This window comes from Streptomyces sp. SID13031, assembly GCF_010548305.1.
Lineage (GTDB): Bacteria > Actinomycetota > Actinomycetes > Propionibacteriales > Kribbellaceae > Kribbella.
On record NZ_JAAGLV010000003.1, the window covers coordinates 129245 to 145593 of the forward strand.

Sequence of the window (16349 nt, forward strand, 5' to 3'; positions counted from 1 at the left end):
CAAAGAACCCCGGGGAGCCTCTCTTCCCGGGGTTCTTACGTCCGAAGAACCCAGCAACACGTCCCTCCGGTTCTTCGGACGTAAGCGATCAGCTCAGCGGGTAGGCCGCGATCACCGTCTGGTCGGTCGTGTTGCCGGCCACGTCGGCGACCTGCGCCCTCAGCGAGACCTTCGCACCGGCAGGCGTCGCGAAGATCGCCTGGTAGCCCGCCCCGGACCGTACGACGGTCGCCGCCTTCCACGTCTTGCCGTCATCGCCCGACACCTGGACCGCCACCTTCTTGACCGCCGGCAAGGTCGCGCCCGGCGTTCCGTCGAGAACCAGCGGCAACACCGTCACCGGCGTGCGCTTCACCGTGTTCCGGCTGTCCACCGCCGGCTGGTACCGGACCGTGCGAGCCGGCAACGCGGTCTCCTGCGCCGTCGCCGCCGAGCTGAACGTCAGCGTCAGGTCGGTCCGCCCCGAGTACGCCGTACCACTGCGCATGCCCGTCGTGACCAACTTGTACGACGCATTCTCGGCCGGCAACCCTTCGGCGAAGACGAACCCGAACGAACCCGAGGAAGCGACCTGCTCGCCGTTTCGGTAGAGCGTGCTGCTCGCCGAGTCGGTCCGCTCGATGCCACCGTGCCCGTCGGCGTCCCCGTGTTTGCCGATCCCGGCGTACAACTCACCACCGGTGCGGCTGAACTCGCTGACCTTCGGGACGAAGGACGCGGCGTTCCAGCGTTCGCGATACGTCCGGCCGGCCCGGTACTTCACCGGCGCGCCCGTCACGATGGAGGCCCCCCACCGCGACTCCTCGGTTGGTTCGAACACCTCGCCGAACCAACCGCCTGGTACCTCGTCCAGGTAGTACCGGATCGTCCTGGGCAGGTTGGCGGGGATGATCCGGACGAAGACTCCGCCGACGCCAGGCATCACGGGTGCGATCGCCATCCCCATCAACTGATCCGTTGTCGCATTCATCGTCTGGTCGACCACCGCCAGCTCTGCTGCCTTCGCGGTCCGGTGGAAGCCGGTGCTGAACTCGCCCGGTTGGTAGGCGGCGATCCCGTACAGGTACGGCGTGTTCAGGAAGGAGCCGTCCGCACCGGGCACACCCCACTCGGAGAAGACGTGCCCGGTCATCTGCGCGGCCGGCAGAGCCGGCCCGGCGCTATAGGTGAAGACGGTCTCGAGGTTGAAGCCGAGCAGGTTGGAGAGGAGAGCCCCGCGGCCGTCGGGCGCGGACCTGGTGTAACCCACATCTGCGAAGGCCTGCTCGGCCTCCGGGTTCGGCACCGTCGTACTGACCGCCTTGGCCTTGCGTGCGTCCAGCACGACCGTCTGGTCCGAGGTCAGTTTCACGCTCGGCGCGACGAGCTTGTAGAACTGGTAGTCCTCCTCCGTGACGGCGAACTCCTGGAAGTCGTCCAGCAAGTACTCCCCCTTCGGCAGTCTCACCTTCACCGTGCCACTCGGGTCGTAGAGCTGCTGGAATGTCTCGTTGTCGACGCCCGCCAGCAGGACCGGTCCCATGTCGTCAGGAGTTCCGTCCTTGCGAATCGGCTTGACCGTCAGCGTGTAGGCCTCGCCCTCCTTGGTCACGCCGACCGGTACTACGATGGTGGTTTCCCCGGCGGTCGCGGTGATCTGGCCGGAGTACTCGCCGTCCGGCCCGCTGTGGTTGGTCTTCGAGATCGCCTGCACAGACGCCGTACCGCCGGCCGGAACCGTCACGGACGAAGCGCTCAACGTCAGCGCATCCGCCGGAGCAGCGCTGCCACCGGGTGCAGTCAGCGACGCGGTCAGCGAAAGGGTGACCGGCTGGTCGCCGAGGTTCCGGTAGGTGACGTCCTTGGTCACGGGCACGTCGTCCGCGTGCGGGTAGGAAGCCACGCCGTACGAAACGGATCCCGGCTCGGCGATGACCGTCTGCTTGATCGCCTTGGTCAGGTCGATCCGGCCAGCGCCCTGCTGGAACGCGGTCTGGCCGGTGGCGACCTTGGCCGAGCCCATCAACGTGCTCTTGAGCTCAGACGCCTTCCAGGACTGGTGTTCCTGGACCAGCAACGCCGCCGCACCCGCGGTGTGCGGGGTCGCCATCGAAGTACCGTCGAGCCGGAGGTACTGGGCGCCGACGGGCTCGCCGATGCTGGAGTTCTTGGCCTTCGCCGCGACGATGCTCACCCCGGGCGCGGTCACATCGGGCTTGACCGCGCCGCCGTCGAGACTCGGCCCGCGGCTGGAGAAGTCGGCGAGCTGATCCTGCTTGTCGACCGCACCCACCGTGAGCGCCGCCTCGGCACTGCCCGGCGACTCGATCGAGTTCGGACCGTACTGCGCGCTGTTGCCGGCCGCGATCACGAAGAGCGTGCCGGTCTCGGCCGTCAGCCGGTTCACGGCTTCCTCGAGTGGGTCGATCTCCGGGGTGTTCTGGCCGCCGATGCTGAGGTTGACGATGTTCGCCTTCACCTCGTTCGCGGCCCACTCCATGCCCGCCAGGATGACGGACTCCTCGCACCCCCAGACCTCACAGATCTTGCCGTCGTACAGCCTCGCGTCCGGGGCGACACCCTTGTACTTGCCACCCGACGCGGCACCCGTGCCGCCGATCGTCGACGCCACGTGGGTGCCGTGACCGACCACATCGTCGGCCGATTCGCCGGTGAAGTTCTTCGCGCCGATCACCTGGGTCGCCAGATCGGGATGAGTGGCGTCGATGCCGGTGTCCAGGACGGCAACAGTCACGCCCTTGCCGGTGTAGCCCGCCTGCCAGGCGGCCGGGCCGCCGATCTGCGGCACCGACTGGTCCAGCAGGAGCTTGCGCTTGCCGTCCAGCCAGATCTTGGCGACACCACTGGCCGACCGGGCCTTCGCGCTACCGGTCAGCGCTGTGCCGGTCAGGTACTTCCCGGCGGTCTTCTTGTCCACCCGCACAGCGGCGCCGTCGATCGTGGGCAGCTGCCGGGTGACGGTGCCACCCACCGGAGCGGACCGCTTCGCCTTGCCCTGATAGGTGACCAGCAACGGAATCGTGCTGCTCGCCTTGTCGTCGTAGCCGCCCTCGACGAGCCCGGCGACGTCGAACAAGCGGCGATCCAGCTGCCCGGTCGCGACCTGGAGCCGGACGTCGGACGGGATCACGTACGACGCGTCCTTGGTCCGGTAGCGGTTGAAGACGATCTTCTCCCGGCCGGGTCCGGGCTCGACCGTCGCCTTGCTCGCATCGCCTCCACGCAGGGTGACCCGGTCGCCGGTGATCAGCGTGACGCGCACGTCTGCCGGAGTACCGGCTGTTGTCCTGGTGGTTGGGGCGGCCGGGCCTGGCGGGGCCGCTACCGACTGGCCGACGCCGGCCAGTCCGAGGCCCACGACCGCCAGTGAAGCGACGGTGGGCAGGCCGAAGCGTCTCGATCTCGAGCTGAAAGCCACGATGGGCTCCTCCAAAGGGGGTGCGGAAAAAGTCCTCACTACGCACTGCCTAAAACGGCATCAGCTGCCGTTCGGGTTGCACCCGCACTGTGTCCGGAACGCAGAAACAGGTTCCGGGATCGCGATGAGGATCCCGGAACCTGTTGTGGTGTCAGCGGATCAGCGGAACTGGTAGGCCCCGATGGTGGTCTGGTCCGTCGTGTTACCGGCGGCGTCGACCAGGTGTGCCTTCAGCGAGACCGAGCCGCCCTTCGGCGTCGCGAAGATCGCCTGGTAGCCGGAACCGACCCGGACCACGGTGGCCGACTTCCAGCTCTTGCCGTCGTCACCGGACACCTTCAGATCCAGCTTCTTCACGGCCGGCAGAGCAGCGTTGCCGGGCTGTGCCGTCAAGTGGATCGGCAGCACGGTCACGGCCGAACGCTTGACCGTGTTCTTGTTGTCCACGGCCGGCTTGTAGCCGATCGTCCGCAGAGTGATCGGCTGGACCCCGTCCGCCCCCGCCGACCGGAAGGTGAAGGTCAGGTCGATCTTGCCCGACTGCTTCGCCACCGAGGACCGGTCCAGCGAGGTGACGTACTTGTACGTCGCCTCGGCCGCCGGCAGGTCCTCGACCACCAGGTCACCGAACCAGTCGGACTCCCCGGCGAGCTGGCCGTTGCGGTAGAGCTTGCTGCTCTGAGTGTCCGCGACGGTCACCCCGGCGTTGCCATCGGCATCCGTGGTGGAGAAGAATCCGAGCTCGAGCAGGTTGCCGGTGCGCGTCGTGTAGAACGGCGTCGGCGCGAAGACCGCCGCGTTGAAGCGCTCCTGGTACGACTTGCCCGCCCGGTACGTCTTCGTCGGACCGGTCAGCCGGGTGATGGTCTGCGGGAACGGGTCCTCCGGATCGGCACTCGGCATCAGCTCGGACACCTCGGTCGACCAGTTGACCGGCGCGTGGTCGAGGTACAGCGTCGACTTGACCGGCAGGTCATAGGTCACGATCGGCGTCCAGCCACCGCTCAGACCAGGCGCGCCCGCCGTGACGATCCGCTCGGCCTGCCGGTCCGCGGTCGCGTTGATGGACTGCTTCACCGTGGCGAGTTCCTTCGCCCGGGCGTTGCGCTGGAAGCCGGTGAAGAACACGTCCGGCTTCACGTTCACCAGGCCGTACAGGTACGGCGTGTTGCTGTACCCGCCCTCCGGGGTCAGCTGGCCCCAGTGCGAGTTCACGTGCGAACTCATCTGCCCGGCCGGAGCAGGTCCGCCCAGGTTGGCGGAGTGCAGACCGACGAAGTCGAAGGTCAGGATGCTCGAGCTCAGGCCACCGGTCTCCTCGGTACCGAGCCGGTCGTACCCGAGATCGCCCAGGAAGACCTTCGCGTCCTTGTTCGGCACCGTGGTGGTCACCGGCTTCGTAGTCCTGGCGTCGAACACGACCGTCTTGTCACTCGTCAGCTGCAGCAGCGGCTGGACGATCGTGTACGAGTCGTAGGCTTCCGAGCCCGGCCGCTGGACGGCCTGGTCACCCTGCAGCAGGTAGTCACCCTTGGGCAGCCGGACCTTCGACGTGCCACTGGGGTCGCCGTAGAAGTCGAACCAGGGCGCGCTGACACCGAAGACCAGGCTTCCGCCGCCTTCAGCCGCCGGCTTGCCGTCGGTACCGACGTGGTTCATCGTCAGCGTGTAGCTCTCGACCTCCTTGGTCACCGCGATCGGGGAGACCACGGTCGCACCCGCCGAGGAGGCGGTGATCCGGCCCGAGTAGATGCCGTCCGGACCGTTGTGCTTGGTGTCCGAGGTGGCCTCGACCGTCGCCGTACCACCGGCAGGAACGGTCACCGACGCAGCGCTCAGCTTGATCGAGCCGGCCGGTGCCTGAGCACCGGTCGAGTCCGTCAGGGACGCGGTGAGCGCCAGCGTGACGGCCTGGTCGCCGAGGTTGCGGTAGGTGACCGTCTTGGTCACCGGGGCATCGTCGGTGTGCGGCCACTGCGCCGTCCCGAACGAGACACTGCCCGGCTCGGCGATGACGGACTGCTTGATCGCCTTCGCGACGTCGATCCGGCCCGCGCCCTGCTCGAACGAGGTCTGCCCGGCAGCCACCTTGGCCGACGCCATCAACGCGCCCTTGAGCTCGGTCGCCTTCCAGGCCGGGTGCTGCTGGGCCAGGATCGCGGCGGCGCCGACGGTGTGCGGGGTCGCCATCGAAGTACCGGACAGCCGGAGGTACTTGTCGCCGACCGGTTCGCCGATCACCGCGTCCTTGGAGCGCGCGGCGACGATGTCGACGCCGGGTGCGGTCACGTCGGGCTTGACCGCGCCATCACCGATCCGCGGTCCGCGGCTGGAGAAGTCGGCGAGCTGGTCCTGCTTGTCGACCGCGCCGACCGTCAGCGCGGCGTCCGCGCTGCCCGGCGACTCGATCGTGCTGTCCCCGAAGTACCCGCTGTTGCCGGCCGCGATCACGAACAGCGTGCCGGTCTCGGCAGTCAGCCGGTTCACCGCTTCCTCGAGCGGGTCGAGCTCCGGGGTGTCGCCGCCGCCGAGGCTGATGTTGACGACCTTCGCCTTCACCTCGTTCGCGGCCCACTCCATCCCGCCCAGGATCGCCGACTCGGTGCAGCCGTTCAGCTCGCAGACCTTGCCGTCGTAGAGCTTCGCGTCCGGAGCGACGCCCTTGTACTTGCCGGCCGACGCCGCCGCCGTACCGGCGATGGTCGAGGCGACGTGGGTGCCGTGGCCGACCTGGTCGCCGGCGGCCTCCTCGGTGAAGTTCTTCGCGCCCGCGACCTGGGTGGCCAGGTCCGGGTGGGTGGCGTCGATCCCGGTGTCGAGGATCGCGACCGAGACGCCCTTGCCGGTGTACCCGGCCTGCCAGGCCTCCGGTGCGCCGATCTGCGGTACGGACTGGTCGAGCGAGATGTGCCGCTTGCCGTCCAGCCAGACCTTGTCGATCCCGCTCGCCGACCGCGCGGACTGCGCGCCGGCCAGGCTCGTGCCGCTCAGAAAGGCCGCTGCCTTCGACTTGTCGACCTTGAGGGCCGCGCCGTTGATCACCGGCAGGTTCCGGCTGACGGTCGCGCCTGCGGGAGCGGACCGGTTCGCCTTGCCCTGGTAGGTGACGACGAGCGGGATCACCTTGCTCGACTTGTCGTCGTAGCCGGCCTTGATCAGCCCCGCGACGTCGAACAGCCGGCTGTCCAGCTTGCCGGACGTCACCGCCGCGCTGACGTCGGACGGGATCACCAGCAGTTGGTCCTTGTGCTTGGTCGCGCGGAACGTCACGCCGCTGCGGCCCGGTCCGGGCTCGATCGACGCCTTGGCCGGATCGCCACCGTGCAGGGTGACGCGGTCACCGGTGACGAGGGTGACGACCTGGTCCGGCGCGTTGACGGCCGGTCCGGTCTTGCTTGCTGTCTTGGCGTTCGTACTGCCGGCCGGTTCCGGCCGGCTCGCCTGTGCCTGCCCGACGGCGGTGACGCCCAGGCTCAGCACGGCCAGTGAAGCGACGGCGGTCAGCCCGAGTCGCCTCGATCTGGTTCTCGCTCTGCTTGTGGTTCTGGTTGGCACGATGAGTCCCTCCCAATTCGGTTCCTCAACAGGTGCCGCCTCGACGCCTCACGGTGCGGATGCGCGGCGACACATACGGTGAGACGCAGAGCCCTGCCGAACCGTTGCTCGGCCGGGAATCATTTGCACGAAGATGCAAGTGGCTCCCGGCCTCTTGACCTGGAACGGTTCAGCCCCGTACGCCGAAGGCGCGCAGTACGGTCGGCTCCGCCGTGGCGCCGTCGGCACCGATCTGCGGGAGGGACTGGTCCAGCGGTCAGTTAGGGATGATGAGGCTCAGGATGCCGATGGCCGCGCCGACGCCGAGCAGCAGGAGGATGTCGAACATCCGGCCGCGGACGCGGAGCAGGCCGGCCGCGGAGTCGCTGAGACCGGCCCGCAGCAGGGCGGCGAGCAGGACGCCGCCGGCGAAGATCAGACCGCCGTTACGCCAGTCGTAGAAGGTCAGGACGACCAGGCCGGTGATCGCCACCAGGCCAGACAGCACCAGCGGCCATTCACTGCGCCGCTCTGATGTCACAGGGTCCGCTGCCATCAACCGGCTGTGCCTTGTCGGGCCGATTGGGCCGCCTCGGCCGCCTCGACGACGTTGGTCAGCAGCATCGCGCGCGTCATCGGCCCGATCCCGCCCGGCATCGGCGCGATCCAGCTCGCCACCTCGCGGGCCGCGGCGTCGATGTCGCCGACGATCTTGCCCTCGGCGTTGCGGCTGGTGCCGACGTCCAGCAGGACGGCGCCCGGCTTGACCATGTCGGCGGTGATCAGCCCGGCCGATCCCGCGGCGGCGATCACGATGTCACCGGTCCGCACGACGGCGGCCAGGTCCTTGGTGCCGGTGTGGCACTGGGTCACGGTCGCGTTCTCGGTCCGCCGGGTGAAGAGCAAGCCCATCGGGCGACCCGCCGTCACGCCCCGGCCGACGACGACCACGTGCGCCCCGGCGATCGGTACGTCGTACCGGCGGAGGATCTCCACGCAGCCCTTGGGGGTGCAGGGCAACGGCCCGTCCTGGCCGAGGACGAGCTTGCCGAGGCTCATCGGGTGCAGCCCGTCGGCGTCCTTGACCGGGTCGATCAGGCCGAGGATCTCGTTGGTGTCGACGTGCTTGGGCAGCGGGAGCTGGACGATGAAACCGGTGCAGTCCGGGTTCTCGTTCAGCTCGACCACCTTGGCCGCGATCTCGTCCTGGGTCGCCGTGTCGGGCAGCTCGACCTGGATCGAGGAGATCCCGACCGCCGCGCAGTCGCGGTGCTTACCGGCCACGTAGGCCCGGCTGCCCGGATCCTCGCCGACCAGGATCGTGCCGAGCCCAGGCACGACGCCCTGCTCGGCCAGTTTCGCCACCCGGACGGCGAGCTCGCTCTTGATCGCCGCCGCCGTCGCTTTTCCGTCCAGAATCTCCGCCGTCACAACACCGGAGTCTGCCAGGCCCGGCGGCGGTGACGTGAACTGGAGCACAATACTGACCGATCGGTTGAAAACTGGCCGCGCGGTCAGGAGGATGGGTTCCATGGCAGCTACCACCGTCCGGGATCGGACCCGGCGCGAGATCGTCCAGCAGGCGATGGCTCTGTTCCAGAGCAACGGCTACACGGCGACCTCGCTGCAGGACATCGCGACCGCGACCGGCTGCTCCAAGGCGACCGTGCTCTATCACTTCAACGGGAAGGCCGCGGTGCTCGCCGCGGTCCTCGAACCGTCGCACGCCGGGCTGGTGAAACTGCTCGCCGAGGTGTCGCCACTGCCCGCTGCCGAGGCGCAGCGGATCGCGATCAAGCGGTTCGTCGAACTCGCCGTCGAGTTCCGGGGAGTGATCAGCGTGCTGCAGGACGTGCTGCCGACGATGGACGAGATGCCTGAGTTCACAGATCTGATCAGTAGAGGCATCCAGCTCACCGTGATCATGGCCGGCGGCCCGGACGACCAGCTCGAGCTCGGTCTGACCAAGTTCGCCGTCAACGGGTTGCTCGCCGAATGCCGGCATTCGGGCGAGCGCACCGATGCCGAGTTGCAGGCGTTGTGCGACACGGCCCTGCAGCGACTACTTCGGCTACCCAGCTGAACCCCCGCCCTACTCCCCTGCCTGCCCGCACCAGTGAAACGGACGCATCCTGATGGCCAATCTCCTGTACCGGCTCGGCCGGTTCTCCTACCAGCGGCGGCGGCTCGTCGCGGCGATCTGGACCTTCGTCCTGGTCCTGCTCGGTGTGGGCGCGCTGACGCTCGGCGCCGGGACCACGAACGCCTTCTCGATCCCCGGGACCGAGTCGCAGCGGGCACTGGACGCACTGCAGAAGGACCTGCCGGCCGCGAGCGGCGCCTCGTCCTCCGTGGTGGTGAAGGCGCCTGACGGCAAGAAGCTGACGGATCCGGCGGTGAAGGCGGCGGTCGGCGCGACCGTGGCGAAGGTCGCGCAGGTTCCCGAGGTGATCGCGGCGATCGATCCCTTCACCAGCAAGGCGATCAGCCCGGACGGGACGACGGCGCTGATCAGCGTCCAGTTCGACAAGGCCGCTGACGAGCTGTCCAAGGAAAGTACCGAGGCTTACGACAACCTGGCCTCGCTCAGTACGGGTGATCTGCAGGTCGTACCAGGCGGTCAGATCGTCGGCGGGCCACCGGCGATCGGTTCGACCGAGGCGATCGGCGTCGCGGTCGCGGCGCTCGTCCTGGTGATCACCTTCGGGTCGCTGGTCGCGGCCGGGATGACGTTGCTGACCGCGCTGCTCGGCGTACTCGCCGGGATGGCCGGGTTGTTCATCGTCACCTCCTTCGTGGACGTCTCGTCGACCGCGCCGATCCTGGCGCTGATGCTCGGGCTCGCGGTGGGGATCGACTATGCGTTGTTCATCAGCTCGCGGCACCGCACCCAACTCGCCGCTGGGATGGATGAAGAGGAATCCGTCGCACGGGCGACCGCGACGGCCGGGTCGGCGGTGATGTTCGCGGGGGCGACCGTGGTGATCGCGCTGGCCGGGTTGAGCGTGGTCGGCGTTCCGTTCCTGACCGCGATGGGGCTTGCCGCGGCGGGAACGGTGCTGACCGCAGTACTGGTTGCGCTGACTCTGGGGCCGGCTCTGCTCGGCTTCATGGGCCGGAAGGTTCTGCCGCGCAAGATCCGGAAGACGGCTGCTGCTCCTGCGGCCGAGGGCTTCGGGTTCCGCTGGGCCCGGTTGGTGACGCGGTTCCGGATCCCGATCGTTGCCGTGGGCATCATCGGGCTCGGCGTCCTGGCGATCCCGACGCAGGACATGCAACTCGCACTGCCTGATGGCGCGACGGCTGCGGCCGGCACGAACCAGCGGGTGGCGTATGACTTGTCCGCGGCCGCCTTCGGTGCCGGCTCGAACGGACCGCTGGTCGTGGTCGTGAAGAGCGGCGACGCGGCGACGTCCGGCGCTGTCGTCGAGCAGGTGATGGGCAAGGCCAAGGGGCTGGCCGACGTGATCGCCGTACAGCCTGGTCCGGCGAGCAAGGACGGCGCGACCCAGTTGGTCACCGTGATCCCGAAGAGTGGGCCGGCCACGGAGCAGACCGCCGACCTGGTGAAGGATCTGCGGGCAGCGATTCACCCGCTGGAGACCGGTGGGACGACGGTCTCGGTCACCGGGAACACCGCGGTCGGCGTGGACGTGTCGAACAAACTGACCGCCGCGCTGCCGGTCTACCTGCTGGTCGTGATCGGGTTGTCGTTCCTGCTGTTGCTGCTGGCGTTCCGGTCGATCCTGGTCCCGCTGAAGGCGACGCTCGGCTTCCTGCTGACGATCGGCGCGACCTTCGGGATCACCGTCGGCGTCTTCCAGAAGGGCTGGGGCGCATCCCTGCTCGGCATCGACTCGCCCGGGCCGCTGGTCAGCTTCCTGCCGATCATCATGATGGGCATCCTGTTCGGGCTGGCGATGGACTACGAGGTGTTCATCGTGTCCCGGGTCCGGGAGGAGTTCGTGCACGGCAAGCACGCGACCGAGGCGACGATCCAGGGCGTCGGTCACGGCGCCCGGGTGGTGACGGCGGCGGCGCTGATCATGGCGGCGGTGTTCGCCGGCTTCATCCTGGTCGAGGACCCGATCATCAAGACGATCGGCTTCGGGCTGACCATCGGCGTCCTGATCGACGCCTTCGTGGTCCGGATGTCCATCGTCCCGGCGGTACTCTCCCTCCTCGGCGACCGGGCCTGGTCCTTCCCGAAGTGGCTCGACCGGATCACCCCGAAGGTCGACATCGAAGGCGAGTCCCTCCAGATCCCCCCGAAGCCGACCGAGAAGGAACTCGTCACCGTCGACTGACGGCGAGCCCACCACTGGTGGGCTCGTGGGTTCAAGGGAACCTTTTGTCGCCAGGTGCAAGTTTGTGTCCACCTAAGCCCTTCCCTCAAAGGGATCCTGGCTCGGCTGGCTGTCCCGAGCGACAGGACATAGTCGGCCGTTCGGCCGGCCGCCACGCTCACGAAGGCTGCGGCCGGCGGCGGTACAGGCACTATGTCCTGTCGGTCGGGACACCGGGGACAGAGCGCGAACCCCAGGATCCATCTCCCAACAGGCTCTGGTGGGTTTGCGGCGCTTGGAATGCCTCAGGGGTTGCCGGGGTTGAGCTGGGTAGTTTATTCTTTAACTATCCCGACCAAGGAGCCGACCATGCCCGCCGTCACCGTCAGCGACATCACCGTCCTGCCGCGCGTCCACCAGCCCGACCCGGCCGTCGCGAACGAGCGGAAGGTCCGGTCGGTCACCTCTGCGCCGAGCGGCTACGAGGGCGAGGGGTTCCCGGTACGCCGCGCGTTCGCGGGCGTCGACATGTCAGACCTGGACCCGTTCATCCACATGGACCAGATGGGCGAGGTCGAGTACGCGCCGGGCGAGCCCAAGGGCACCCCGTGGCACCCGCACCGTGGCTTCGAGACCGTCACGTACATGCTTGACGGGATCATGGAGCACCAGGACTCGCAGGGTGGCGGCGGCGTCATCTCCAACGGCGACACCCAGTGGATGACGGCCGGCAGTGGACTGCTGCACATCGAGACCCCACCGGAGCACCTGGTGCTGAGCGGTGGGCTCTTCCACGGCATCCAGCTCTGGGTGAACCTGCCCAAGGCGCAGAAGTGGGCAGCTCCGAAGTACCAGGACATCCGCGGGGGCGACTCGGCACTGCTGTCGACGGCCGACGGCGGCGCGCTGATCCGCGTTATCGCGGGCACCGTCGACGGACATGAAGGTCCCGGCTCGACCAATACCCCGATCACCCTCGTACACGCGACGGTCAGCCCGGGCGCCGAGCTGGTCCTGCCCTGGCAGCCCGACTACAACGCGCTCGTCTACGTGCTCGCGGGCCAGGGCACGGTCGGCGCCGAGCACCGCCCGATCCGCAAAGGTCAGCTCGCCCTCTTCGGCCCCGGCGACACGATCCGTACCGCGGCCGCGCTGTCGCAGCCGTCAGCGGAGCCCAACCTCGACGTCCTCATCCTCGGCGGCCGCCCGATCCGCGAGCCGATCGCGATGGCCGGCCCGTTCGTGATGAACACCCGCGAAGAGGTCATCCAGGCCTTCGAAGACTTCCAGGCCGGCAAACTCGGCTCCATCCCCGCCGTCCACGGCCTCGGCACCGACCTCCACGAGTCCAACTGACCCGTCGAAAGCGTTGCGTCCGAAGAACCCGAGGCACCTGACCCCAGGTTCTTCGGACGCAACGTAGGTGGAAGCTCCGAGGGTCAGCCGGCCAGGCTGTAGACGGTGGAACTACCCACGGTCTGGGCGGTGAAGTTGGCGGTGACCCAGGCGAGGATCTCGGTGCCGGACGAGGTCGAGCCGCCCTGGCCGCCGCCACCCTGGCCGCCGGACACGTAGTACGAGATCTTGCCCTCGGCAACGTATTGCTGGAACTGCGCCAAAGTGGGCGCGTCGTCGCCACCGCTCCAGCCGCCGATGCCGATCACGGCCTTGCCGCTGGCCAACTCCAGGGTCGCGGCGGATTGCGAACCGTTCGTCGCGGCAGCCCAGGTCGACGTCGTCTTCGACAGCAGCGAGGCCAGCTCGGAGTCGGCCTGATCCCCGCCACCCCCGCCGCCGCGTGCCGTCCCCTGCTCACCCGCCGTGCCGCTCGTCTCCTGGCCCGACGCGGACTGCCCCGCATCAGACTGCCCCGCATCAGATTGGCCCGGCGCGGACTGGCCCGAGGTGGATTGGCCGGGACGCGTGCCACCGAGGCCGCCGGTTCTGCCTGCTCCGCCCGGAGCCCCGCCGCCGCCCGGGCCGCCGCCACCGCCCATGGCGCTGGTGGATGGTCCTGAGGTGGGGATGGAGCCACTGTGCACCTGCGACGCGGTCGATACGGCGTACGCGGAACTGCCCACCCCGAGCGCCAGGACGACTGTGACAACCACAACTGGCACCAGACGTCCCAGTCGCCGAACGCCGACGGCAAGGACCGCAGCCGCCACCAGCCCGAGCGCCAGTACTACGAATCGCAACCAGGGAAGGAAGTCCGGCGTACGACCGAGCAGCACGTAGTCCCAGACTCCGGTCGCTGCCGTCATCGCCGCCAGGATGAGGCGAGCCACCAGGTCGGCACGGCGTTGCCAGCAGAGCCGCACGCCGGTCCCGATCAGCCCAGCGATCGCAGGAGCGAGCGCGACCGCGTAGTACGGGTGAGTGGTGCCGCTCATGTAGCTGAAGACGAGCGCTGTCACCACTAGCCAGCCGCCCCACAACAGCAGGCTCACGCGAACCAGGTCGGTCCTAGGCGCTCGGCGGGTGAGCCACAGTCCGCCGACCAGGGCAATCAGGGCTGCAGGCAACAACCAGGAGATCTCCGTGCCGAAGGAGTCCCCGAACATCCGGGTCAAGCCGGTACTGCCTCCGAAGCCCGTGTTCCCGCCACCTCCGCCACCACCACCACCGCCACGGTTGCCGTCGCCACCCAGGATGCGACCCAGTCCGTTGTAGCCGAGCGCCAGCTCCAGCAGGGAGTTGTTCGTGGATCCGCCGATGTAGGGGCGACTCGCTGCCGGCCACAGCTCGACCAGGGCGATGTACCAGCCGGCGGAGACCACCACGGCCGCCAGAGCGCCCACCAAGTGCAGCAATCGCTTCCGTACAGGAGTAGGCGCAGCGACCAGGTACACCAGGGCGAACGCGGGCAGTACCAGGAAGGCCTGCATCATCTTTGCCAGGAAGGCGAAACCGATCGCGACACCAGCCAGAGCCAGCCACTTCGGGCCGGCCTTCTCAACAGCCCGCACGACGCAGTACGCGGCGGCAACCATCAACAACACCAACAGCGCATCAGGATTGTTGAAGCGGAACATCAGGACGGCGACGGGGGTGACAGCGAGTACCGCGCCCGCGAGCAGGCCGGCGACCGCCCCGGAGGTCCGCTTGACCGTTGCATAGAGCAACGCCACTGCCGCAACACCCATCAGGGCTTGTGGAGCCAGCACGGAGAAGCTGGAGAAGCCGAAGAGCCGGGCGAACGCGGAACCGACCCAGAGCGCAGCCGGCGGTTTGTCGACGGTGATCGCGCCGCCGGCATCCAGGGCACCGAACAGCCAGGCCTTCCAGCTCTGGGAACCAGCCTGTACCGCGGCTGCGTAGAAGGTGTTGCCGTAGCCAGAGGCAGTCAGGTTCCACAGGTACAGCACGGCCGTAATGACCAGCAGCCCGAAGGCGGACGGCCGCGCGAAGCCAGGCTGGTCCGCCGGCCCGCGGATCAAGCGTCGGATCCGGCTCGGCGGCGGGGCGGACTGCTGGTCAGCCGAGGTCTGCGACGGAACGAGCAGAGCGGTCATTGGCGTTCTCCAAGTGATGACGGATGGCCCTGAGGCCTGATGGTCATACCGGGAACAATGACAAGCGGGACTCCGTCAGCCCTGGCAGCTAGCTGGGATCCTCCTGTGAACGCAGAAGGACCGGCTCGGTGTTGGGGGCGCCGAGCCGGTCCTTGTCCTGCGAGGTGCCTACCGCAGGTTGCGGTGCAGTGCGGTGATCAGTTCACCGGTCGAGGTGTCGCCGTCGAGGGACCAGATCATCGCGCCGCCGAGGTTGCGGTCGGAGATGTACTTAGCCTTGCGCTTCATCTCGGTCGGGTCGTCCCAGGTCCAGAAGGTGGTGCCGTCGAAGAGCCAGGCGAAACCGGCCTTCGCGTCGCGGTGCACGGTGAACGCGCTCGCCTTCGTCTTCAGGATCCGGTAGTCCTCGTAGCCCGCCTCGTACGTCGCCGGCGCCGGGCCGGTGGCCGGCTGGAAGAGGCCGTTGTTCTGGTTCGTGACGCCCGTCCAGCCGCGGCTGTAGAACGGCACGCCCATCACGATCTTGTTCCGCGGCGCACCCCGCTGCAGGTACGCGTCGACCGTCACCTGCGAGCTGAACTCCGCCGTCGACGGGTCACCCTTCGGCCCGTCGATCGAGGATTGCTGGTTCGTGATCGGATCCCACGCGCCGTGGTAGTCGTAGCCCTGCGTCGTACCGAAGGTCAGGTCCTTGAAGACCTGCTTGACCTGGTAACCACGGTCGAGCTGGACCGGGTCGGCCGGCAGGAAGGCGGACAGGTTGTACCGCCCACTGAACGGCCACGAGGCGCGATCGAGCTGCTTTCGGTACTCGTGGACGAACCCGGTGAAGTTCTCCCGGTCCTCCGGGCGGATGACGTTGCCCGGGTTGCCCTCGCTGGCGGGCCACTCCCAGTCCAGGTCGATGCCGTCGAAGACGCCCTTCGCGGCGCCGGCGGGCGCGCCCGGCAGGTTGCCCTTGATCCACATGTCCAGGCAGGACTTCACGCTCGCGGCCCGGTTGGCCGGGAGGGCGGCGTCGGAGAAGTACTTCGAACCGGTCCAGCCGCCCAGCGAGATGCTGATCCGCAGCTTCGGGAACTTCTTCTTCAGCTCCTTGAGCTGGTTCAGGTTGCCGGACAGCGGCTGGCCGGCGACGTCGGCCTGGCCGTTGACGCTCTGCTCGGCGGTGAAAGGCCGCTGGTAGTCGGCCCACGGGTCGCTGCTGATGCACTTGCCCTGCGCGTCCAGGAAGCCGAACGCGTAGTTCAGGTGGGTGAGTTTGGCGGCCGTACCGTTCTTGACCAGGTCACTGACGAGGAAGTTGCGGTCGTAGCCGCTCCACTGGGTGTAGTAACCGACAACACGCTTCTGACTATGGGCCTCGGCGGGCACCGCGACCAGCCCCAACGGGACTGTGACCGCGGCTGCCACGAGCAGCGCGAGACTCCGACGTTTCACCGACATGCTTCTCCCCAACGGGCGGGTGGAGGGACAGATGCCTCACCCTAGGTCGGCCCTAGTTATTTAGGCAACGTCTCTAACGAAAGCATTTTCCTCCCTCTCCATCCCCCAAGAGAGCGCTTTCTTACCCCATCCCCTGGGGCAAGTCAGCGA

9 protein-coding genes are annotated in these 16349 nt (G+C 68.1%); 3 read left to right on the forward strand and 6 right to left on the reverse strand.

Translation table 11 applies throughout. From position 1 onward, the window contains the following. Positions 1-88: 88 nt before the first annotated feature. From G3I17_RS07955 to G3I17_RS07970, 4 genes are all read right to left on the reverse strand, one after another. Positions 89-3418 (reverse strand): S8 family serine peptidase, encoded by a 3330-nt coding sequence (locus G3I17_RS07955; RefSeq protein WP_164595287.1) that lies wholly within the window; start codon positions 3416-3418, stop codon positions 89-91. Positions 3419-3577: 159 nt separating this feature from the next. Then, a complete protein-coding gene (locus tag G3I17_RS07960; protein WP_203589893.1) occupies positions 3578-6973 on the reverse strand; it encodes a S8 family serine peptidase in 3396 nt (1131 codons plus the stop codon). A gap of 256 nt (positions 6974-7229) precedes the next feature. After that, positions 7230-7493 carry a DUF3017 domain-containing protein gene (locus G3I17_RS07965; protein ID WP_203589894.1) on the reverse strand — a complete coding sequence of 88 codons (264 nt, stop codon included), beginning with the start codon at positions 7491-7493 and terminating at the stop codon, positions 7230-7232. Between the two features lie 14 nt (positions 7494-7507). Then, positions 7508-8383: a bifunctional methylenetetrahydrofolate dehydrogenase/methenyltetrahydrofolate cyclohydrolase gene (locus G3I17_RS07970; RefSeq protein ID WP_164595289.1), complete on the reverse strand. Its 876-nt coding sequence runs from the start codon at positions 8381-8383 to the stop codon at positions 7508-7510. A gap of 100 nt (positions 8384-8483) precedes the next feature. Here G3I17_RS07970 and G3I17_RS07975 point away from each other — a divergent pair, with 100 nt between their 5' ends. The 3 genes from G3I17_RS07975 (at position 8484) to G3I17_RS07985 (ending at position 12594) form a co-directional block, all read left to right on the forward strand. Then, positions 8484-9035, forward strand: coding sequence for a TetR/AcrR family transcriptional regulator (locus tag G3I17_RS07975; RefSeq protein WP_164595290.1), 552 nt, complete (start codon positions 8484-8486; stop codon positions 9033-9035). Between the two features lie 52 nt (positions 9036-9087). Further along, positions 9088-11259 carry an MMPL family transporter gene (locus G3I17_RS07980; RefSeq protein WP_164595291.1) on the forward strand — a complete coding sequence of 724 codons (2172 nt, stop codon included), beginning with the start codon at positions 9088-9090 and terminating at the stop codon, positions 11257-11259. A 348-nt stretch (positions 11260-11607) separates the two neighbouring features. Further along, complete coding sequence (locus G3I17_RS07985; RefSeq protein ID WP_164595292.1) at positions 11608-12594, forward strand: pirin family protein; 987 nt, start codon at positions 11608-11610, stop codon at positions 12592-12594. 83 nt (positions 12595-12677) lie between these two features. Here G3I17_RS07985 and G3I17_RS07990 read toward each other — a convergent pair whose 3' ends face one another. Beyond that, positions 12678-14753, reverse strand: a complete 2076-nt coding sequence (locus G3I17_RS07990) for a glycosyltransferase family 39 protein (RefSeq protein WP_164595293.1) — start codon at positions 14751-14753, stop codon at positions 12678-12680. 168 nt (positions 14754-14921) lie between these two features. Further along, a complete protein-coding gene (locus G3I17_RS07995) occupies positions 14922-16199 on the reverse strand; it encodes a glycoside hydrolase family 18 protein (RefSeq protein WP_164595294.1) in 1278 nt (425 codons plus the stop codon). Positions 16200-16349: the final 150 nt, after the last annotated feature.

Coding starts and splice junctions, on each gene's coding strand:
- G3I17_RS07990 (WP_164595293.1), bottom strand. CDS start 14,753: ATGACCGCTCTGCTCGTTCCGTCGCAGACCTCGGCTGACCAGCAGTCC.
- G3I17_RS07985 (WP_164595292.1), top strand. CDS start 11,608: ATGCCCGCCGTCACCGTCAGCGACATCACCGTCCTGCCGCGCGTCCAC.
- G3I17_RS07975 (WP_164595290.1), top strand. CDS start 8,484: ATGGCAGCTACCACCGTCCGGGATCGGACCCGGCGCGAGATCGTCCAG.
- G3I17_RS07995 (WP_164595294.1), bottom strand. CDS start 16,199: ATGTCGGTGAAACGTCGGAGTCTCGCGCTGCTCGTGGCAGCCGCGGTC.
- G3I17_RS07980 (WP_164595291.1), top strand. CDS start 9,088: ATGGCCAATCTCCTGTACCGGCTCGGCCGGTTCTCCTACCAGCGGCGG.